This window comes from Brevundimonas sp. UYEF29 (assembly GCF_040546195.1).
In the GTDB taxonomy this organism is placed as follows: Bacteria; Pseudomonadota; Alphaproteobacteria; order Caulobacterales; family Caulobacteraceae; genus Brevundimonas; species Brevundimonas huaxiensis.
On the sequence record NZ_JBEPNH010000006.1, the window covers coordinates 24,103 to 42,751 of the forward strand.

Genomic DNA, 18,649 nt, shown 5'->3' on the forward strand with positions numbered 1-18,649 from the left:
TACCGAGTCCATCCGGTATGACAGGCGTCGCTACAAGCGAAAACCGCATCGAGATCATCTTCGGTCGCCTAAAAGACTGGCGGCGCATCGGCACTTGCTATGATCGATGCCCGAAGGTCTCCCTGCCCGCCATAGCCCTCGCCGCAACCTTGCTCTTCTGGCTTTGAGCTCTGAGCCTAAGCCAAGGCGCCATCTAACTGTTTTATCAGCCTTTGCGCCTGCTCGCGCAGGTCATTGATTTGGGCCGGTTTCAAGCCCGCTTTCTTTGCAAGCTCCGCTGGAATGCTTCTGGCGCGATCATGCAGGGCGCAGCCACGCGACGTGAGAGTAAGGAGGACGCGGCGCTTGTCGTCGGCGTCACGCCGTCTTTTGATGCAACCGGCCCGCTCCATGCGCTTCAAAAGCGGGCTCAAGGTCCCAATATCGAGGTGAAGGCAGGCGCCCAGCTCTCCTACGGAAATCGGCGCCTGCGCCGATAATACGAGCACCACCAGATATTGCGCGTATGTCAGGCCAAGCGGCTCCAAAAGCGGCTTGTAGAGCCGTTGCAGCAGGTTCGTCGCCGCATAAAGCGGAAAACACACCTGCTGGTCGAGCCGGAGCGGGTCTTCCCCTCCTCGCCCGGCCGCATCGGCGCCGGAGTTCACCGGGTCTTCACCGAAAGCGCGACCTCGATATTGCCCCGGGTCGCGTTCGAATAGGGGCAGACCTTGTGCGCCTCCTCGACGATCGCTTCGGCCATCTCCTGATCGACGCCAGCGATGGTGACATCGAGCGCCACGGTAAGGGCGAACGCCCCACCGGCATTGGGCTCCATGCCCACGGTCGCGGTGACCTCGACGGCGTCGTCTCCGATTTTCCTTTCCCGATTGCGGGTGATGTGGATCACGGCGTTGCCGAAGCAGGCGGCGTAACCTGCGGCGAACAGCTGTTCCGGATTGGTCGCGTCTCCCTTGCCGCCAAGGCTTCGGGGCAGGGCGAGCGGAAGGGCGAGCAATCCGTCCTCGCTGCGAACAGAGCCGGCGCGGCCGCCGACCGCGTGTACCGTGGTCGTATAAAGAGCGCTCATCATTCCCTCCAACAGAAATATATGGCTAGCCATATATCTGCGCAGCCATGGATATCAAGCTTGCACCGAGAAACGCCGCTGCGGATCACTTTGCTGCAAGCTGCGCTCGGAGATAGGCGCTCCAGGACGCATCGTCAGGAAACTCCGACGGGGGTCGAACATCGGTTGGCAGGCTGCTGACCCGCGCCAGCGCATCGGCGGGGATGGTGTCGTCGACGAGACCCAGCTGCTGGAACAGCGGCAGGGCATAGCCGGGAATCCAGCGCCTCAAATCATACCATGGCACCGAGGCGAAACGTTCGGGCGCCAGGTTGATGAAGGAGGTCATGCAGCTCTCGGTCAGGGTCGAATAGAACTTGGGGCGCTCGTGAACCTGGGTCGTGAACCGCAGGATGCGCTCGAAATAAACGCGGACGACCTCAGGGCTCTGGCGGATCGGATAGATCTGGATCTCGTCCGGCGGCGTCCTGGCCAACCGCTCCCAGAACAGGTCGCGCTCGGTGGCCAGTTCCGGATAGATGGGGTCGCGCCGGAAGAAGCCCGCTAGGGGGTCGAACTCGGCGCCGCTCGCCTGGCGCGCCTCCATGGAGACGACGACGTGGCGGCCGTCGGCGAACCGGAACGACAGCATCACATGCTCCATCGCCTTCAGGTCGCCGAACGGCTGGAGGATCAGATCCATCCCCTCAAGGGTCGACAGATCGAAGGTCTGCGTCGTCCAGCGCGGGGTCGAGGCGACGCCAGGGTCGTGCAAGGCGTCGCGGAAATTGTGGATGGTCGCCCGGTCGCCGTCGATCACCGCCCAGGCTTCCTCGGCGTGCAGGTCACGCCAGTTCTGCGCGACCGGCGCCTTGGTCCAGTAGGCGCCCAACAGGACCGCCAGCAGGACCGCTCCCATTCCCCGCCGCGCGCGCCTCAACCGTCCTGGCGCGAACCACAGCCCCAGGACTGCGACCGGAAACAGCAGGGCGCCCACATCCCGCAGCCATGCCGGCCAAGGAATCCAGTAGCGGATCGCCAGGCCGCAGAAGACCGCCAGGACGACAATGAGAAGGCTCGCCGCGACGCGCGCTGCTCGATTCAACACTTGTTGCCCCGTGTCATCCTTGCATCGCTAGACACCCATAATCCGACTGGATCGGGGCAAATCCAAATGATACGTCGAGTTTCAATACTCGGTAGCGACATCCAGGCGTGTGATCAATGGTTCCCTTTCGAACGGTCGGGGCGATCTTAGGCTCCTTGCCCCTCCGCCGCGCCCTGGCGCTGGGCCCGCTGCTGTTTCTCGGCTTGGGGGTGCAGGCCTGCGCGACCGCACCCTCCGGCGTGCTGCTGCCGATCGCCACGCCCCCGCCGGGCGCCCAGGAGGTCAGCATGCTGGTCTATTCCACGCGCGCCCCAACCGAGGCGCCGGGCGTGGTCTATTCAGGCAAGAGGGGGGAACACCTGACGGCCATGGTGGTCGACGTCTCGATCCCTCCTGCCCACCAGATCGGCGCCGTCGAATGGCCGCGTCGGCGCGAGGCCGATCCCGCGCGGGAGTTCGCCACCCTCTCCATCGATCCGGTCGTCGACGACGCCTCGGCCGAGGCGTGGATGAACGCGCAGCTGAAGGAAGGCCGCCTGCTGATTTTCGTGCACGGCTTCAATGTGCCGTTCGACCGGGCCGTCTATTCCCTCGCCCAGCTGACGAATGATTCCGGCATCCAGGCCGCGCCGGTACTGTTCACATGGCCCTCGCTGGGCCGGATCTATGCCTATGTCTACGATAGGGAAAGCGCCAACTATTCACGCGACGCCCTGGAACAGTTGCTCCGGCTGGCCGCGCGCAATCCGAATGTGACCGAGGTCACCGTCATGGCTCATTCGATGGGCAGCTGGATCGCGGTCGAGGCGCTGCGCCAGTACGCGATCCGCGAGGGACGGGTCGACCCAAAGATCGAGAATGTGATCCTCGCCGCGCCGGACCTGGACGTGGACGTCTTCGCCCAGCAGGTCGCGGTTCTGGGCCCTGACCGGCCCCATTTCACCTTCCTGGTCTCGCGCGACGACCAGGCCCTGCGGGTTTCGCGCCTGCTTGCCGGAGGCGTGCAACGCGTCGGCGCCCTCGACCCGTCCGAGGAGCCTATCCGCAGCCAGCTGGAGCGGACCGGCGGCGTCACCGTCATCAATCTGGCCGATGTCCGCGGCCGTGACCGGCTGAACCATTCAGTCTTCTCAGAGAGCCCCGAGGTGGTCCGGCTGCTGGGCAGCAGCCTGGTGTCCGGCCCGGGCTTGTCGGGAAGCTCCGACCTGCCGCTAGGCGCCTTGGTTCTGGACGTCGCCGAGGCGATCACTTCCGACATCTCCCAAAAGGCTCCGGTGACGCGTCAGCCCCAGGCCGCCCCCGCCGAGGCGGTCGCGCCCTCGGACACGCGCACGATCGCAGATGACGCTCCGGACGTCACACCGCCGGGGCCGCCCGTCGAAGTGGACGAAGCGGACGCCCTCAGTTCTCCCCGACCGGTGATTGATCCACATCAAGGTGCATCCGTGGAGCGGGATTAAAAGATAAAATCCATATCAATCAGCCAGTCCCAGGCAGCCCCAACACACGGACCGCTTCGATGAACACGAACCAGCTGGCCGGCCAGTGGAGATCGTTTCGGGTCGCATCCAGCGCCTGTGGGCCGAAAGCCTCGATGACCAGACCGGCGCAGTCAAGGGCAACCTCAGGGAGATCGCGGGCTTGATCCAGAGGGGGTTCGGCCTCGCGACGGAGCAGGCCGAGAAAGCCGTGAACCGCTGGCAAAAGGAGCATCAACCGATCGCGACCCTCCACGCCCAGGGTGACCGTTTCAACGCCCTGATGGCCGATCACTGGGCGACCGCGAAGGCCCACATCGATGACGCCAGGGTGGACCTGGCCGACCGGCGCGAGGCGGTCGAGGCGGATATCGACCTGCTGATCTCGCGCCTGCAGACCCGGTTCAACGCCACGCCCTGGGCCGATTTCAACTGGCGCAACCGGGTCTACGGCAATCCGCTCGACGGGCTCGGCTACAATGTCGTGGCCGACGACGGGCTGAGGGCGGGCGCGCAGCTTCGGCCGCATTATTCCGGTCAGTCGGCCATCGAGGGGCTGGACCTGCCCGACCTCGGCGCCGACATGGCGGTCTATGCCTTCGTCGGGATTCCGGGGAACATCTCGGTCGGCGGACGTGTCATGCGTGACATCAGCAGTCAGACCGAGGGGACGACCTACTACGCCTCGGCCTCGCACCAGCGCCTGACGCGCATCGGCCTATTGCAGAGCACCCTCTATGAACGCGGCGGCGACGCCCGCAGCAACGACGCCTATTTCGGCGTCGATGCCGACGCGGCGAGTGTGACCGGTCTTACGCCCTATGCGCCGGGAAGCGGCGTCCGGAACGTCGGCGTCGCCTTCCTGATGCTGACGCCGATCGGCGACCACTGGGCCGTGGCGACTTTCGCCAACGCCGAGCGGGCCATGGGCGACGTCGCCGACAGCCCCCTGATCCAGGCTCGAGACGAACAGGGGGGATTCTGATCGTGCGCCGTTTCGGCGGCTGGTAGTTTTCCGGTCGGGCGATGACGCCCGGCCTCCACGCGGCGAATGACGCCGCAAATGACGGGGCTGAACTCATGGATACGCATTTCAATCCGCTTGGAGACTTTCTGAGCCGGGCCTGGTGGTTGCTTCTGCTGCGCGGCTTAGCGGCCATCGTCTTTGGCGTCCTGACCTTCGCTTGGCCCCAGGTGACGTTGCTGACGCTAGTGATCCTCTACGGAATTTACGCCATTCTGGACGGCGCGTTCGCCTTGCTCGGGGCCATCCGCGGGGGCGGCCTTGCGCCGCGCTGGTGGCTGGCCGTCGTGGGGCTCGTGGGACTGGCGGCGGGCGCGGTCGCCCTGGCCTTGCCCGGCGTGACCGCCGTCGCCCTTGTGGTCATCATCGGCGCGGCGGCCATCGCCCGCGGTATCTTCGAGATCGTCGGCGCCATCCAGTTGCGCAAGACGATCCGCAATGAGTGGCTGCTGATCCTCTCCGGCGCGATCTCTGTGCTGTTCGGTTTGGCCGTCATCGTCGTTCCCGGCGCGGGCGCCTTGGCCCTGGTCTGGCTGATCGGCGCCTGGGCCATCGTTTCGGGCCTCCTGATCGTCACCCTGTCGCTGAAGCTGCGGAAAATAGGGCGCTGAACGAGTCGTTCGGAAAACGGAGCCCCCGATCGCAGCCGCTCTGAAGGCCGCGGTCGAGGGGCTGCTTGCCGAACGCATCACGGCGCGGGCCGGGAATAACTGCCCCGAGGCGGACCGTATCCAAGATCGTGGTCTGCGCTCTTTGAAGTGATCCTATGTTGGTCTGCGGACCGGAATGGATGGAACCAAGGATGGCCGGGAAGCGCCACAAGCCCGGAGATCATAGCCAAGCTGCGCCAGGTTGAGGTGCTGACCGGGCAAGGCAAGTCGATCTCGGAGGGGTGAAGACGATCGCAGTGACTGAGACGACGTACTTCCACTGGCGGCGGCGTTCGGCGGGATGAAGACGGATCAGGTCAAACGGCGAAGGCGCTTTAGCTGGAGAACGCCCGGCTGCGTCGGGGGGGTGTCGGACCTGACGCTGGACAAGCTGATCCTGTGGGAGGCGGCCCCGGAAAACTTCTGAGCCCTGCCCGTCGCCGGACCTGCATCGACAAGGTGCGGGCCGAGTTGAACGTGTCAGAGCGGCGCGCCTGCGCGGTGCTCCACCACCATAGGCATATCGTGACTTTGGACAAGTGATCGTCGGCCGCCGACGATAGCTACGATGTTTATTTAGATTTGGCTCGAGTCGTTCCACGCTCTGCCTGAAATGACATGCGTTTCCCTGTATTTGGAACCGCATTTCTGGCGCGGGATCGTGAAAACCTTCTAAGAAGCATTAGCTTAAAGGCTCAGGTGTTCAGAGAGGATTTGGCTAAGTTTGAGCTATTCCCTGTTTAAGCGGCTCGATCAGGGAGTTAGCCGGCACATTTTGGAAGTGCCGGTCACGGAGAGAATGACCTCCGCTCCTTGGCACACCACCATCAGACTCCCTCTTCCATCGATATTTCGAGGAAGAGGGAGACTGGCCATCCTTTCAAATCAGCTCTTTTGGTCACGCTCACGCGCGGTCGCATGTGATCGTGCGACACTCATGCCCTACAGCAGGGTGGCGGCCAGATTGACGGTCAGCGCCAGGATGACGGCGTTGAAGAACCAGGCGATCAGGCTGTGAAATGTCGCCAGGCCGCGCAGCTTGCGGCTGGAGATCTGCACGTCGGCCGTCTGGTTCGCCACGCCGATGATCAGGGCGAAGTGCAGAAAGTCCCAGTAGTCCGCGTCCTCCTCGCCCGGAAAGATCAGCCCGCCCTGATCGCCCTTGCCGTCATCGCGCGGGGCGTAGAAGCCGTGGGCGTAATGCAGGGCGAAGATGATGTGCACATACAGCCACGAAAGGCCGACGGTGCACACTGAGAACACCGCCTGCCCGACCGTCGGCTTGCCGTCGCTGGCCACCATGGCGAGGACCAGGACCACGACGCTGGCGACGGCCGCCGCCATGCTGAGCGGCAGGACCAGAACGCCCGCCTGATCCAGTTCGGCCGCGCGGCGTCGCATCGCCTCCTGAGAACGCGCGCGAAAGATCCGCGCAAAGGTCGCGATTAGGAAGGTCGCCACGCCCGCGTCCCAGCCGGCCGCCAATCGCATCGGCCAGCCGAGGCTGGTCGGCGCCAGCGCCGCGACGGCCGCCAGGACCAGCAGCCCGAGCCATAGCGACAAATGCAGACGGAACGGGCGCGCGACAGATCCCATGCCCTCGAGATTGCGCATTCCGAGACTTACGTCCAGCGACGGAGCGGCCTGCGTAGCGGCTACGACAAAATGGATTTCGTCTCATTGAGGGACATATCCGGCGGCGACGTCATAGAAGTGTCGCTTATCGTTTCGGGGGAAACGCGAATGCTGGTGTCGATCGTGATCGGCGAAGCTCTTTATCTGGCGCATCGCTGTCGGCGGGCGCTGATCGCCTCGCCCGTGGTGCTCGTCGGCCTTTGGGCCGTGATGACCGTGATGCCGCACGGGTTGGTTCATCTGCCGAACTGACGACGCGCTGTCGGCGGTCTTTTCAGGCGCCGGACCGAATTCGGCGCCCCGGGCGTTGTCAGGTGTGAACCCTACGCCGAGGACGCCCTGACGGACTTCGCCCAATCACCCCAACGCATCCGCGTCATCGACCTGGAGACCGCCGGATCCGGCCCTCAGGACGTGTGCGAGATCGGCTGGCAGGACGTGGTGCGCGACGGGGCCGGGCCGTGGCGTCTGGATGCGACGCGCGGCGCCCGTTTCGTAAATCCCGGCCGGCCGATTTCGCCCGACACCATGGCGGTCCATCACATTCTGGACGAGTGGGTTCAGGACGCCGGCTATTGGAAGGCTGTCGCGCCGCCCATCCTTCGCCCGGAGACGGGCGTGATCGCCCTGGCGGCTCACCGCGCCAGCTTCGAGCAGCGGTATTGCACCCCTGCCCTGTCAAGCGGCGCAAGGTGGATCTGCACCTGGAAATGCGCCCTGCGGCTGTGGCCCGACCTGCCGCGCTTCTCCAACCAGATGCTGCGCTATCTGCGTCGGCCCGAGGGTTTGGTGCATGAGCTCGGCCTGCCGGCGCATCGCGCCCTGCCCGACGCCTATGTCACCGCCCACCATCTGCGCGACATGCTGAACCAGACGACCGTCGAGCAGTTGCTGGCCTGGAGCCGCGAACCGGGACTGCTGCCCCGCGTGCCCGCCGGCCCCGAGCGCGGCAAGGCGTGGAGCGCGGTGGATGCCGACCGGCTTCAGATCCTGGCGTCGGGACGCGACATCGACATCGCCTTCACCGCCGCGACCGAGCTTCGCCGCCGCGGCCTGATGACGGACACGGTCGTCCGGACGTCGGATCAGGGACGCCTGCTCTAGCGCGCGAACGCCAGCCGGAGCTGACGGCGACTGATCTGAAAAGAAAGGAAGATGGTGGACGCGACAGGGATTGAACCTGTGACCCCCTCGATGTCAACGAGGTGCTCTCCCGCTGAGCTACGCATCCGCCGTAGGGCTCCGAAAAACGTCTTCGGAGCGGGAAGAGCGGTCGTATAGCGGCGAGGCCGGTCGGCATCAAGCCGATTTAGCGGCAAGAATGCGATTTCTCGACGAACACCGCTCGGCCCAGTCGCACCGAAGGGTCAGGCGGCGACCATCCGCTCGACCTCATTGACCAGATCGCGCAGGTGGACAGGCTTGGACAGCACCTTGGCGTCCGGCGTGGCCTGGGCGGCGGTCAGGGCGACGGCGGCGAAGCCGGTGATGAACATGATGCGCAGGCCGGGCTGGCGGGCGGCGGCCACCCGAGCGACCTCGATCCCGTCGGCGCCCGGCATGACGATGTCGGTCAGCAGCAGGTCGTAGGGACCGTGTTCCAGGGCGTCGATCGCGTCGTCGCCGTTCTCGCAGTCGATGACCTGGTGACCCGCCCGCTCCAGCGCGCGCGTCAGAAATCCGCGCAACGAACCGTCGTCTTCGGCCAGGAGAATACGCGCCATTCGAGAAACACCCTTGAAACAGACCGCAAACCTAAAGCCGGAACGGTAAACCGCCGATGAAATTCGCCGATCAGCCGACTTCCTTCCACAGCGAAACGCGGTAATCGAAGGCATGACCGACGGCGGCGACAGCTTTTCGATCACCGCCCCGGCGGCGGACGCGCCCGCGACGGCGCTGGTGTTCGCCTCGCCCCACTCCGGCGACCTCTATCCCGACGACATGGACGCCGCGCCAAGCCTGTCGCGCGCCAGCCTGAAAAGCGCCGAAGACGCCCTGGTCGGGCGCCTGATCGCAGAAGGACCGCGCAGAGGCGCCGCGCTGATCGAAGGCCGGATCGGCCGGGCCTATGTCGATCTGAACCGCGATCCGTCCGAGCTTGACCCGGCCCTGATCGCGGATCTGGAGGGACCGGTCGGAGCCAAGACGGCCGCCGGTTATGGCGTGATCCCCCGCCTGGCCGGCGACGGGACGCCGCTCTATGCGCGCCGGCTGACTCTGGCGGAGGCCAGACAACGCATCGCCAGGGTCCACGCCCCCTATCACCAGGCCCTGGGCGAACGGATGCAGGCTACGCGCGCGACGCACGGACGCGCCGTGCTGATCGACTGGCATTCGATGCCGGCTCGCGCTGTCGGGGCCGAAGTCGTGCTGGGCGATCGTTACGGCTCGGCCTGCAGCGCGCGGCTCAGCCGACGGCTACGCGATTTGTTCGAGGGCCTGGGCTGGCGCGTCGCGCAGAACCATCCCTACGCCGGCGGCTGGTCGACCCAGCGCTGGGGACGGCCGGACGAGGGCTATGAGGCCATCCAGATCGAGCTGAGCCGCAAACTGTATCTGGACGAGGCGACGCTGACCCCCAACGGGACCTACGCCAAGACGCAGAAGGCCCTCTCCCGCGTGATCGCAGCCGTGTGCGGGGACGCGTGGTCGGCATGACTGATCGCTGATCAGATCAAAAAAAAGCCGCACCCGAGGGTGCGGCATAAAAGTCTATAGGGAGGAAACGCCCAGGAAGGGCAAGACGCCCGGAGGCGTCAGAGGTCAACTTAGGTTGCGATGCACAATGGGTCAAGACCCATGCGCGCCTAGTCGGTCACGCCTTGTTACGCAAATATGGCGGTTCGCTGGACAATACGGCCCTCTTTCGACGAAAGTCGGATGGGCGCTCGATCTCGCAACTGCGAAAAGAGCAGGTCAGTTGTCCAGCAGCCGCCGTGCATTGCGAATGGCGCGGGCGGCGGGCGACGCTTCCTGACGATAGATCAACAGGCCGAACGAGGATGCGACGCCCAGCGCCAGCCACAACGGTCCGAACAGCCAGGCCGCCGCCGCCAGGGCGAAATAGTAGCCGCGGACACCCTGACTGAAGGCGCTCAGCGCCGGGTTCAAAAGCTGGCCCGCCGCCTCGCTGAAGGCCTTGCGGTCGGTCTTGGTGTGGATTTCGGGCGCCGCCCCGATCAGCGCCAGGGCGTAGTTCATCTGGCGCAGCGCCCAGATGAAATCCAGAAAGCCGCGCGCCAGGCAGATCAGCACCAGCGCCAGCTTGGCCTCCAGAATCTTCATCGGCACGTTTTCGGCCCCGACGGCGGCAAACCCCTGAAGCGCGCTTTCGCCGCCGAACAGGATGCCCGCCACCGCCGCGATCAGCAGCAGGTTGGTGGAGGCGAAGAAGGAGGCGGAGTTGATCGAATGGCCCATCAGCTGGCTGTCGATCAGCTTCATCTCGCGATGGGTCATGGACTGCATCCAGGCTGCCCGGACATGCTCCATGTCCTGGTTCAGCGAGCCGCCCTTACGGCTGATGAAGGCCAGGATGGGGCTGTATCCCAGCCAGCAGATGAAGAAGAGGGCCAGCGCCGCCCAATCGGTCCAGGTCATGATCCAGATGTCCGCGATGATGCGCCGCGACGCAAGCCCGCCCGCGCCGGCCTTCGCCACAGGTCGCCCTTGCCGTGACGAGCCGGGGAGCCTATCACCCTTCGCCTTTCAAAGTTTCGCAGTCGCAGCAAAGACCCCGCCATGAACCTCGACGCCATTCCCGTCGGCCCGAACGCTCCCTGGGACATCAACGTCATCATCGAAATCCCGCAAGGCGGCCTGCCGGTGAAATACGAGATGGATAAGGAATCGGGCGCCCTGTTCGTCGACCGCTTCCTGCACACCGCCATGTACTATCCGGGCAACTACGGCTTCGTGCCGCACACCCTGTCGGACGACGGCGACCCCTGCGACGTGATCGTGCTGAACCCGACGCCGGTCGTTCCGGGCTGCGTCATCCGTTCGCGCCCCATCGGCGTGCTGAAGATGGTGGACGAGGCCGGCGGCGACGAGAAGATCCTGGCCGTGCCAGTCGACAAGCTGAACCCCTACTACACCGAGATCGCCAGCTATCGTCAGCTGCCGGCTATCCTGATCGAGCAGATCGAGCACTTCTTCACTCGCTACAAGGACCTGGAGAAGGGCAAGTCGGTCAAGGTCGAGGGCTGGGGCGACGCCGGCGAGGCCGCCGACCTGATCGCCAAGGGCATGCAGGCCCACCAGGACAAGCTGGCCAAGAACAAGGCCGCCAACGCCGCCTGATACTAGCGACGAGCGCTTGAAGCCTTAAGGCGTCCTCCGATCGGGGGACGCCTTTTCGCTGGGCGATCTGCTATCGCCGCCGCGCCGAGCCCGGAGGAGGCATAGTCGGCAGCCCCGGCTTCAAAATCACGCTGCGACGCCCCGCCCCTCTCCCGCAACGGTTCGGCCTCTCCTATCTGCGTCGCATGACTGAACTGACCCCCCGCGAGATCGTCTCCGAACTGGATCGCTATATCGTCGGCCAGAACGACGCCAAGCGCGCCGTCGCCGTCGCCCTGAGGAACCGCTGGCGCAGGAAGCGCGTGCCCGAAACCCTGCGCGACGAAGTGACGCCCAAGAACATCCTGATGATCGGCCCCACCGGCGTCGGCAAGACCGAGATCGCGCGTCGACTGGCGCGGCTGGCCGGCTCGCCTTTCCTGAAGGTCGAGGCGACCAAGTTCACCGAGGTCGGCTATGTCGGACGCGACGTGGACCAGATCGTGCGCGACCTGGTCGAAAGCGCCCTGATAATGGTGCGCGAGCGCCGTCGCGGCGACGTGCGGGCCAAGGCCGAGGCCGCCGCCGAGGACCGAATCCTGGACGCCCTGGTCGGACCGGGCGCGGGCCCGGCGACGCGGGACAGTTTCAGAAAGAAGCTGCGCGCCGGAGAGCTGGACGACAAGGAGATCGAGATCGCGCTGGCCGACACCGCTTCGCCGATCCAGGGGCTGGACATTCCGGGCGGCGGCAACGTCGGACTGCTGAACCTGTCGGAGATGCTGGGCAAGATGGGCGGCGGGCGCACCAAGACCGTCAAGCTGGCCGTGCGCGACGCGACGACGCCCCTGATCGCCGAAGAGGGCGACAAGCTGCTGGATCAGGACAGCCTGACGCAGGAGGCGCTGAAACTGGCTGAGAACGAGGGCATCGTCTTCCTGGACGAGATCGACAAGGTGGCGGCTCGTCAGGGCGCGTCCGGCGCGGACGTGTCGCGCGAGGGGGTGCAGCGCGACCTGCTGCCCCTGATCGAGGGCACCACGGTCTCGACGAAGTATGGGCCGGTGAAGACCGACCATGTGCTGTTCATCGCCTCGGGCGCCTTCCACGTCGCCAAGCCCTCGGACCTGCTGCCCGAGCTTCAGGGGCGGTTGCCGATCCGGGTCGAGCTGAAGGCCCTGACGCGCGACGACTTCAAGCGCATCCTGACCGAACCGGAGGCCAATCTGATCCGTCAGAACCAGGCCCTGCTGGCGACCGAGGACGTGACCCTGACCTTCACCGACGATGCGGTCGAGGCGATGGCCGATGCGGCGGTGGCGGCCAACAGCGCCGTCGAGAACATCGGCGCGCGCCGGCTTCAGACCGTGATGGAGCGGGTGCTGGAGGAGACAAGCTTCAAGGCCTCGGACCTGTCGGGCCAGACCGTGACCTTCGACGGCGATGCGGTGCGCGAGAAGATGGACGCCCTGACCAAGGACGTCGATCTGAGCCGCTTCATTCTGTAGCGGTCGGCGCCCCAGCGGCGTGACGGTTGGGGCGGCGCATGATCCGGTCGGCCATCATTTCGGCATGGCGCTGCGTGAAGGCGAGAGCCGCAGGGTTGCCGCGACGGGGGCCGATGCTGTCGGCGACCTTGGCGCCCCGCTCGCCGATCGGCAGGGGCTTGCCAGTCGTGGTGTCCACGGCGGTCTGGCGCTCGATCTCGGCGTTCAGCTCGGCGCCCATCAGGATCACCTGCACCGACAGCCAGGTCCACAGCACGAAACCCATCATGGCCGCCAGCGGGCCGTAGCTGTCGGTCCGCACGAAGTTGGACAGATACCAGCTGAACAGGAAGGACACGGTCAGGCTGAGCAGGGCCGCGAAGATCGCGCCCGGCGTCACCCAGCGCCAGCGCGCGCGCTGACGGCAGGGGCCATAGCGGTAGATGACGGTCAGGGCGGCGACATAGCCGACCAGCAGCAGCGGCCAGCGCAGCGGCGCGATCAGGCCCCACTCCTCCTCCAGGCCGAACAGCCGCACCACCACCGGGACGCCGACCACCAGCGCCGAGGTCAGCAGGACCGCCAGGATAGCGCCCACGGTGAAGACCATGCAGATCAGGTTGTAGCGCACGATGTTGCGGCGCTCGACCTCGTGGTAGGCGACGTTCAGGCCGTAGAACAGCACCTTGACCGCCCCGTTGGCGGTCCACAGCGACAGGGCCAGGGTCCAGGCCAGGGTGAAGGTCAACTGGCTGTTGGAGTTCTCGGCCAGGCGCTGCATCTCTCCGCCCAGGAACTCGGCGATGCTGTCGGGCAGCAGGGCGTAGAGGAACTGCAGCCGCCCCCAGGCGTCGGTCGGATCGGCGAACAGGCCATAAAGCGTCACGAACGTCCCCAAGAGCGGGAACAGCGACAGCAGGGTGAAGAAGGTCACCCCGCCGGCGACGAAGCCGACCCGGTCGTCGAAATAGGACCCGCCGGTGCGCCAGACGATGTCGGACCAGCCCTTGTGCGGAATGTGCTCGGGACGTTTGGCCATGCGGCCGCGACCGGGGTCCTGGGCCTCATAGTCCTCGGGCGTGGGGACCTTGGGCGGCAGGGGTTCGGGGCGGGGCGCGCGCAGCTCGACCCCGACCTTGTGCCCCTGGCTGTAGAGCAGGTGGGCGGCGCCGGCGCCGGCGGCCAGCCCCCCGGCGGCGGCCCCCAGGAACTTCCACAGCCGGCCGCGCTCGACCGGCGCCGGCGTGCGGGCGAACAGGTTGCGAAGCGGGGCGAGGCGGGAGGGGCGGCGCGCAGTCATCCCGACGCGAACGGTCAAGCTGGCCTGACGTTCCCTGCCGTCGCGCTTGAAATCGGCGCCGGGGCGGGCCAATCAACGCCCATGACCGACCCCATCACGCCCAAGTCCGACACCGACGCCCCGACCCTGCTGACCGCCTGGAAGGCGGCGCAGGCCCGGCTGAAGACCGGCCGCATCGACAGCCCCGCCATCGACGCCCGCCTGCTGCTGGAGGCCGCCGCCGGCGCCCGCCGCATGGACATCCTGACCGACCCCTATCGGCCCATCACCGCCGACCAGCTGAGTGCCTATGAGGCCATGGTCGAGCGCCGGCTGAAGCGCGAGCCCGTCTCGCGCATCGTCGGCAAGAAGGGATTCTGGAAGATCATGCTGAACGTCACCCCCGACGTCCTCAGCCCCCGCCCCGACACCGAGACCCTGATGGACGTCTCCATGCTGGCCTTCGGCAAGAACGAAGCCTTCGACGCCATCGACCTGGGCACCGGCTCGGGCGCGATCCTGCTGGCGCTTCTGGCCGAACGGCCGGCCGCGCGCGGGGTCGGCACCGACATCTCGTCCGAGGCCCTGGCGGTGGCCAAGGAGAACGCCGCCAACCTGGACCTGAACGAGCGCGCCACCTTCCTGCGCACCGAATGGGCGGCGGGCTTCGGCGACGCCAGCTTCGACCTGGTGCTGTCCAATCCGCCCTATATTCCGACCGACCATATCGCGACCCTGGACCCGGAAGTCCGCGACCACGACCCGCACCTGGCCCTGGACGGCGGCCCCGACGGCTTGCAGGCTTACCGCGACCTGGCGCCCGAGGTGAAACGCATCCTGAAGCCGCTGGGCGTCTTCGCCGTCGAGATCGGCTTCGATCAGGGCCCGCAGGTCAAGGCGCTGTTCGAGGCCGCCGGCTTCACCGACGTCAAGATCATCAAGGACCTGGGCGAACGCGACCGCGTCGTCACCAACGGCCCGGACCCGCGCACCAATCCGATCCCGCAGGACTGACCGAGATCAGACGGTCGGCGGACAAAAACACCGTCTAATTCGTCTAATTCGTCTGAATTGCCCCTCCCCGGCCGTGCACTGCGTCCCCTGCGGACGAACCGAGACAGGATCGCACGGTTTTGGGAGCGTGGGCAGGAGGATGACGCTAGCGGGCGGCAGGGTGTTGAAATCGTTGACGGGACCCATCTCGATTAAGACGGCTACCTCTTCTTTCGTCATCCTCCGGCCAGCCGCGCCTTCGCGGCGCAGACCGGGGGACCCAGCGGCGCCGAAGGCGATCCATCCGACTCGTGATGTTTCGACACCGCGTCCGCGACAGGTTCGCGCTCACGCGCGCCGCTGGGTCCCCCGGTCTCCCCTCGCTTTCGCGAGGGCGCCGGAGGATGACGAAAGTTAATCTTCAACCGGCGGTCGCCAGTTCGGATCGCTCACCGGAAACCAGTCGTCGGCCAGATCCCGCCATTCCGGGTTCTCCGCCTCAATCAGCTTCAGCTTCCAGTCCCGCAGCCACTTCTTGATCCGCTTCTCGCGCGCGATGGCCTCGACCACCCAGGCGTGCCGCTCGAACCAGACCAACCGCGTGCATCCATGCGCGGTTGAGAAGCCGTCGAACACGCCGTTGCGATGCTTCCAGACCCGGGCCTCCAGGTTGGTTGTCATGCCGGTATAGAGCGTGCCGTTGCGCCCGCTGGCCATGATGTAGGTCGCGATGAACGTCCGATGCGTCGGCATCCGCACAACCTATGCCATACGCCCTCTTTCGTCATCCAGCACGCCGCTCTCTCCTTTCGTCATCCTCCGGGCCGCGCAGCGGAACCGGGGGACCCAGCGGCGCGCGAGAGCGCGACCCTGTCGCGGACGTGCCTTCCTGCATCGTGCGGCGGAAAGATTTCGCCTGACGGCGCCGCTGGGTCCCCCGGTCTGCGCCGCGAAGACGCGGCTTGCCGGAGGATGGCGAAAGGATGGTCCTAATGCACCCGCATCTTACCGATCTCCAGCCCGCCCTCGCCCGCTGTTACCGCGATCACGCCGCCGTCCTCGATCTCGCCGGCTAGCAGCTTCCTCGCGATCGGATCGACCAGGTCCTTCTGGATGACGCGTTTCAGCGGCCGTGCGCCATAGGCGGGATCGTAGCCGCGGTCGGCGAGCCAGGCCAGGGCGCTGTCGTCCAGGTCCAGGGTCAGGCGGCGGTCGGCGAGCAACTTCTCGAAGCGTGACAGCTGGATGCGGACGATGCCGCCCATCTGGTCGCGGCCCAGGCGGTGGAACAGGATGATCTCGTCGATCCGGTTCAGGAACTCGGGCCGGAAGTGGGCGCGCACGGCGTCCATGACGAAGGGGCGCACGGCCTCCACATCATCCCCCTCGCCCTGATCGGCCAGATACTGGCTGCCCAGGTTGGAGGTCATGATGATCAGGGTGTTCCTGAAATCGATGGTGCGTCCCTGCCCGTCGGTCAGGCGGCCGTCGTCGAGCACTTGCAACAGCACGTTGAAGACGTCGGGGTGGGCCTTTTCGACCTCGTCGAACAGGACGACCTGATAGGGGCGACGGCGCACGGCCTCGGTCAGGGCGCCGCCCTCGTCATAGCCGACATAGCCGGGAGGGGCGCCGATCAGGCGCGAGACGCTGTGCTTCTCCATATATTCCGACATATCCAGGCGGGTGATGGCCGCCTCGTCGTCGAACAGGAAGTCGGCCAGAGCCTTGGTCAGTTCGGTCTTGCCCACGCCGGTCGGGCCCAGGAACAGGAAGCTGCCCAGCGGACGGTTGGGGTCGTTCAGGCCAGCGCGGGCGCGGCGCACGGCGTCGGAGACGGCGGCCAAAGCCTCGTCCTGACCCACGACGCGACCGCCGAGTGCGGTTTCCATCTGGAGCAGTTTCTCGCGTTCGCCCTCCAGCATCTTGTCGACGGGCACGCCGGTCCAGCGGCTGACGACGGCGGCGATCTGTTCGGCGTCGACGACCTCGGGGGTCAGGGGGCCCCCACGACCTGAGGCGCCGGAGGTCTCATCAGCCTCGGCCTCTTCGAGCTGCTTTTCGATCTGGGGGATCTGGCCGTAGGCGATCTCTGACGCCCGGCCCAGGTCGCCGGCGCGCTGGGCGTTGGCGAGTTCCAGACGCAGGCGGTCCAGGGTTTCACGCAGCTGGGCGCCTTGGCCGACCTTGTCCTTTTCGGCCTTCCACTGGCGGGTCAGGTCGTCGGACTGGCCTTCCAGATCGGCGATCTCGTCCTCCAGCTTTTCCAGACGGGCTTTCGAGGCCGGGTCAGTTTCCTTCTTCAGGGCCTCGCGTTCGATCTTCAGCTGGACCAGGCGGCGGTCGATCTCGTCCAGGGCCTCGGGCTTGGAGTCCACGGCCATGCGCACGCGGCTGGCGGCCTCGTCGATCAGGTCGATGGCCTTGTCCGGCAGGAAGCGGTCGGTGATGTAGCGGTTCGACAGGGTGGCGGCGGCGACGATGGCGCTGTCGGAAATGCGCACGCCGTGGTGGACCTCGTACTTCTCCTTCAGTCCGCGCAGGATGGAGACGGTGTCCTCCACCGTCGGCTCCTCGACCATGACCGGCTGGAAGCGGCGGGCGAGCGCAGCGTCCTTTTCGACGTGCTTGCGGTATTCATCCAGCGTCGTGGCGCCCACGCAGTGCAGCTCGCCGCGCGCCAGCGCAGGCTTCAGCAGGTTGGACGCGTCCATCGCCCCGTCGCCTTTGCCGGCGCCGACCAGGGTGTGCATCTCGTCGATGAACAGGATGATCCCGCCCTCAGCCGCCGAAACCTCGGACAGGACGGATTTCAGACGCTCCTCGAACTCGCCGCGGTATTTGGCGCCCGCGATCAAACTGCCCATGTCCAGCGCCATGACGGTCTTGTCGCGCAAGGATTCGGGCACGTCGCCGTTGACGATGCGCAGGGCCAGGCCCTCGACGATGGCGGTCTTGCCGACGCCGGGTTCGCCGATCAGGACGGGGTTGTTCTTGGTGCGGCGGGCCAGGACCTGGATGGTGCGGCGAATCTCTTCGTCGCGGCCGATGACCGGGTCGATCTTGCCGTCGCGGGCGGCCAGGGTCAGGTCGCGGGCGTAGCGTTTCAGGGCGTCATAGCCGTCTTCGGCGCCGGCGCTGTCGGCGGTCTTGCCCTTGCGCACCTCGGCGATGGCGGCGTCCAGTTTCTCGGCCGTGACGCCCGAAGCCTTCAGCACCTCGGCGGCGACCCCGCCTTCCCTGGCGAGCGCGGCCAGCAGCCGTTCGGTGGTGACGAAGGCGTCGCCGGCGGTCTTGGAGGCTTCCTCGGCGGCGGCGAAGACGCGCGCGGTGTCGCCGTCCAGATAGAGCTGGCCCGAGCCGCCGGTGACCTGGGCGCGCTTCTTCAGCGCGGTTTCGACATCGGCCTCGGCGCGTCGGGCATCGCCCCCGGCGGCGGTGATCAGATTGCGGGCCAGGCCGTCGCGTTCCTCCAGCAGCACCTTGAGCAGATGCTCGGGCGCGAACTGCTGGTGACGGCGGGCGAGAGCCAGCGACTGGGCCGACTGAACGGCCTGTTTGGCGCGGTCAGAATAGAGTTCGAGATTCATAACAGTCCCCTCATCAGGCGGATTTCGCCCGCGACGCCCTTTCAGGAAGCGACGCCGCAGGTCTGTGGAACCG

At 66.3% G+C, this 18,649-nt stretch carries 18 protein-coding genes, 1 tRNA gene and 2 pseudogenes; 11 read left to right on the forward strand and 10 right to left on the reverse strand.

What is annotated here, in order from left to right; genetic code table 11:
• Positions 1–16: 16 nt before the first annotated feature.
• Positions 17–167 (forward strand): annotated as a pseudogene (locus ABIB58_RS10710) (IS5/IS1182 family transposase); the annotation flags it as partial.
• 9 nt (positions 168–176) lie between these two features.
• Here ABIB58_RS10710 and ABIB58_RS10715 read toward each other — a convergent pair.
• The 3 genes from ABIB58_RS10715 to ABIB58_RS10725 all read right to left on the reverse strand — a co-directional run bounded on the left by ABIB58_RS10715 (position 177) and on the right by ABIB58_RS10725 (position 2,156).
• On the reverse strand, positions 177–647 hold the full coding sequence (locus ABIB58_RS10715) for a MarR family winged helix-turn-helix transcriptional regulator (protein ID WP_017504304.1): 471 nt from the start codon (positions 645–647) through the stop codon (positions 177–179).
• Complete coding sequence (locus ABIB58_RS10720) at positions 644–1,069, reverse strand: organic hydroperoxide resistance protein (protein WP_026108292.1); 426 nt, start codon at positions 1,067–1,069, stop codon at positions 644–646. Before ABIB58_RS10720 ends, ABIB58_RS10715 begins: the two co-directional genes overlap by 4 nt.
• 85 nt (positions 1,070–1,154) lie before the next feature.
• Positions 1,155–2,156: a lipoprotein N-acyltransferase Lnb domain-containing protein gene (locus tag ABIB58_RS10725; protein WP_137720902.1), complete on the reverse strand. Its 1,002-nt coding sequence runs from the start codon at positions 2,154–2,156 to the stop codon at positions 1,155–1,157.
• Between the two features lie 155 nt (positions 2,157–2,311).
• Here ABIB58_RS10725 and ABIB58_RS10730 point away from each other — a divergent pair, with 155 nt between their 5' ends.
• The 4 genes and pseudogenes from ABIB58_RS10730 to ABIB58_RS10745 all read left to right on the forward strand — a co-directional run.
• A complete protein-coding gene (locus tag ABIB58_RS10730; protein ID WP_137720901.1) occupies positions 2,312–3,616 on the forward strand; it encodes an alpha/beta hydrolase in 1,305 nt (434 codons plus the stop codon).
• 85 nt (positions 3,617–3,701) lie between these two features.
• A complete protein-coding gene (locus tag ABIB58_RS10735) occupies positions 3,702–4,619 on the forward strand; it encodes a MipA/OmpV family protein (protein ID WP_017504300.1) in 918 nt (305 codons plus the stop codon).
• Positions 4,620–4,714: 95 nt separating this feature from the next.
• On the forward strand, positions 4,715–5,269 hold the full coding sequence (locus ABIB58_RS10740; RefSeq protein WP_026108291.1) for an HdeD family acid-resistance protein: 555 nt from the start codon (positions 4,715–4,717) through the stop codon (positions 5,267–5,269).
• Positions 5,270–5,460: 191 nt separating this feature from the next.
• Positions 5,461–5,827: pseudogene (locus ABIB58_RS10745) on the forward strand (IS3 family transposase); the annotation flags it as partial.
• 423 nt (positions 5,828–6,250) lie between these two features.
• On the opposite strand, the gene ABIB58_RS10750 reads toward ABIB58_RS10745, so the two are convergent.
• Positions 6,251–6,922, reverse strand: coding sequence for a DUF1345 domain-containing protein (locus tag ABIB58_RS10750; RefSeq protein ID WP_354040811.1), 672 nt, complete (start codon positions 6,920–6,922; stop codon positions 6,251–6,253).
• A gap of 129 nt (positions 6,923–7,051) precedes the next feature.
• On the opposite strand from ABIB58_RS10750, the gene ABIB58_RS10755 reads away from it, so the two are divergent.
• Both ABIB58_RS10755 and ABIB58_RS10760 read left to right on the forward strand, forming a co-directional pair.
• Entirely contained in the window at positions 7,052–7,195 is a 144-nt protein-coding gene (locus ABIB58_RS10755) for a hypothetical protein (RefSeq protein ID WP_354040813.1), read from the forward strand.
• Between the two features lie 162 nt (positions 7,196–7,357).
• Positions 7,358–8,047: a DNA polymerase III subunit epsilon gene (locus tag ABIB58_RS10760; protein WP_354040815.1), complete on the forward strand. Its 690-nt coding sequence runs from the start codon at positions 7,358–7,360 to the stop codon at positions 8,045–8,047.
• 52 nt (positions 8,048–8,099) lie between these two features.
• Here ABIB58_RS10760 and ABIB58_RS10765 read toward each other — a convergent pair.
• Positions 8,100–8,174, reverse strand: a tRNA-Val gene (locus ABIB58_RS10765).
• 136 nt (positions 8,175–8,310) lie between these two features.
• Positions 8,311–8,667 (reverse strand): cell cycle two-component system response regulator CpdR, encoded by a 357-nt coding sequence (gene cpdR, locus ABIB58_RS10770; protein WP_017506825.1) that lies wholly within the window; start codon positions 8,665–8,667, stop codon positions 8,311–8,313.
• A 112-nt stretch (positions 8,668–8,779) separates the two neighbouring features.
• Between cpdR and ABIB58_RS10775 the strand changes: the two genes are divergently transcribed.
• Entirely contained in the window at positions 8,780–9,604 is an 825-nt protein-coding gene (locus ABIB58_RS10775; RefSeq protein WP_354040818.1) for an N-formylglutamate amidohydrolase, read from the forward strand.
• Positions 9,605–9,862: 258 nt separating this feature from the next.
• On the opposite strand, the gene ABIB58_RS10780 is transcribed toward ABIB58_RS10775, so the two are convergent.
• Complete coding sequence (locus ABIB58_RS10780; RefSeq protein ID WP_242077955.1) at positions 9,863–10,546, reverse strand: DUF599 domain-containing protein; 684 nt, start codon at positions 10,544–10,546, stop codon at positions 9,863–9,865.
• 141 nt (positions 10,547–10,687) lie between these two features.
• Between ABIB58_RS10780 and ppa the strand changes: the two genes are divergently transcribed.
• Together ppa and hslU are read left to right on the forward strand one after the other, a co-directional pair.
• Entirely contained in the window at positions 10,688–11,248 is a 561-nt protein-coding gene (ppa, locus tag ABIB58_RS10785) for an inorganic diphosphatase (protein ID WP_039246191.1), read from the forward strand.
• A gap of 185 nt (positions 11,249–11,433) precedes the next feature.
• Positions 11,434–12,735, forward strand: coding sequence for an ATP-dependent protease ATPase subunit HslU (hslU, locus tag ABIB58_RS10790; RefSeq protein WP_354040821.1), 1,302 nt, complete (start codon positions 11,434–11,436; stop codon positions 12,733–12,735).
• Here the strand turns inward: hslU and ABIB58_RS10795 are convergent.
• Positions 12,725–14,086, reverse strand: coding sequence for a YihY/virulence factor BrkB family protein (locus ABIB58_RS10795; protein ID WP_354040823.1), 1,362 nt, complete (start codon positions 14,084–14,086; stop codon positions 12,725–12,727). The genes hslU and ABIB58_RS10795 overlap by 11 nt on opposite strands.
• A 9-nt stretch (positions 14,087–14,095) precedes the next feature.
• Here ABIB58_RS10795 and prmC point away from each other — a divergent pair, with 9 nt between their 5' ends.
• Positions 14,096–15,007 (forward strand): peptide chain release factor N(5)-glutamine methyltransferase, encoded by a 912-nt coding sequence (prmC, locus tag ABIB58_RS10800; protein ID WP_354040825.1) that lies wholly within the window; start codon positions 14,096–14,098, stop codon positions 15,005–15,007.
• 393 nt (positions 15,008–15,400) lie between these two features.
• Here prmC and ABIB58_RS10805 read toward each other — a convergent pair whose 3' ends face one another.
• Entirely contained in the window at positions 15,401–15,739 is a 339-nt protein-coding gene (locus ABIB58_RS10805; RefSeq protein WP_354040828.1) for a GIY-YIG nuclease family protein, read from the reverse strand.
• A 236-nt stretch (positions 15,740–15,975) separates the two neighbouring features.
• Positions 15,976–18,576: an ATP-dependent chaperone ClpB gene (gene clpB, locus ABIB58_RS10810; RefSeq protein ID WP_354040830.1), complete on the reverse strand. Its 2,601-nt coding sequence runs from the start codon at positions 18,574–18,576 to the stop codon at positions 15,976–15,978.
• Positions 18,577–18,649: the final 73 nt, after the last annotated feature.

Bases quoted from the DNA above. Each gene is read 5' to 3' on its own strand.
- prmC (WP_354040825.1), top strand. From the start codon at position 14,096: ATGACCGACCCCATCACGCCCAAGTCCGACACCGACGCCCCGACCCTG.
- ABIB58_RS10720 (WP_026108292.1), bottom strand. From the start codon at position 1,069: ATGAGCGCTCTTTATACGACCACGGTACACGCGGTCGGCGGCCGCGCC.
- ABIB58_RS10750 (WP_354040811.1), bottom strand. From the start codon at position 6,922: ATGCGCAATCTCGAGGGCATGGGATCTGTCGCGCGCCCGTTCCGTCTG.
- ppa (WP_039246191.1), top strand. From the start codon at position 10,688: ATGAACCTCGACGCCATTCCCGTCGGCCCGAACGCTCCCTGGGACATC.
- ABIB58_RS10755 (WP_354040813.1), top strand. From the start codon at position 7,052: ATGCTGGTGTCGATCGTGATCGGCGAAGCTCTTTATCTGGCGCATCGC.
- ABIB58_RS10780 (WP_242077955.1), bottom strand. From the start codon at position 10,546: ATGACCTGGACCGATTGGGCGGCGCTGGCCCTCTTCTTCATCTGCTGG.
- ABIB58_RS10775 (WP_354040818.1), top strand. From the start codon at position 8,780: ATGACCGACGGCGGCGACAGCTTTTCGATCACCGCCCCGGCGGCGGAC.
- ABIB58_RS10740 (WP_026108291.1), top strand. From the start codon at position 4,715: ATGGATACGCATTTCAATCCGCTTGGAGACTTTCTGAGCCGGGCCTGG.
- clpB (WP_354040830.1), bottom strand. From the start codon at position 18,576: ATGAATCTCGAACTCTATTCTGACCGCGCCAAACAGGCCGTTCAGTCG.
- hslU (WP_354040821.1), top strand. From the start codon at position 11,434: ATGACTGAACTGACCCCCCGCGAGATCGTCTCCGAACTGGATCGCTAT.
- cpdR (WP_017506825.1), bottom strand. From the start codon at position 8,667: ATGGCGCGTATTCTCCTGGCCGAAGACGACGGTTCGTTGCGCGGATTT.
- ABIB58_RS10805 (WP_354040828.1), bottom strand. From the start codon at position 15,739: ATGCCGACGCATCGGACGTTCATCGCGACCTACATCATGGCCAGCGGG.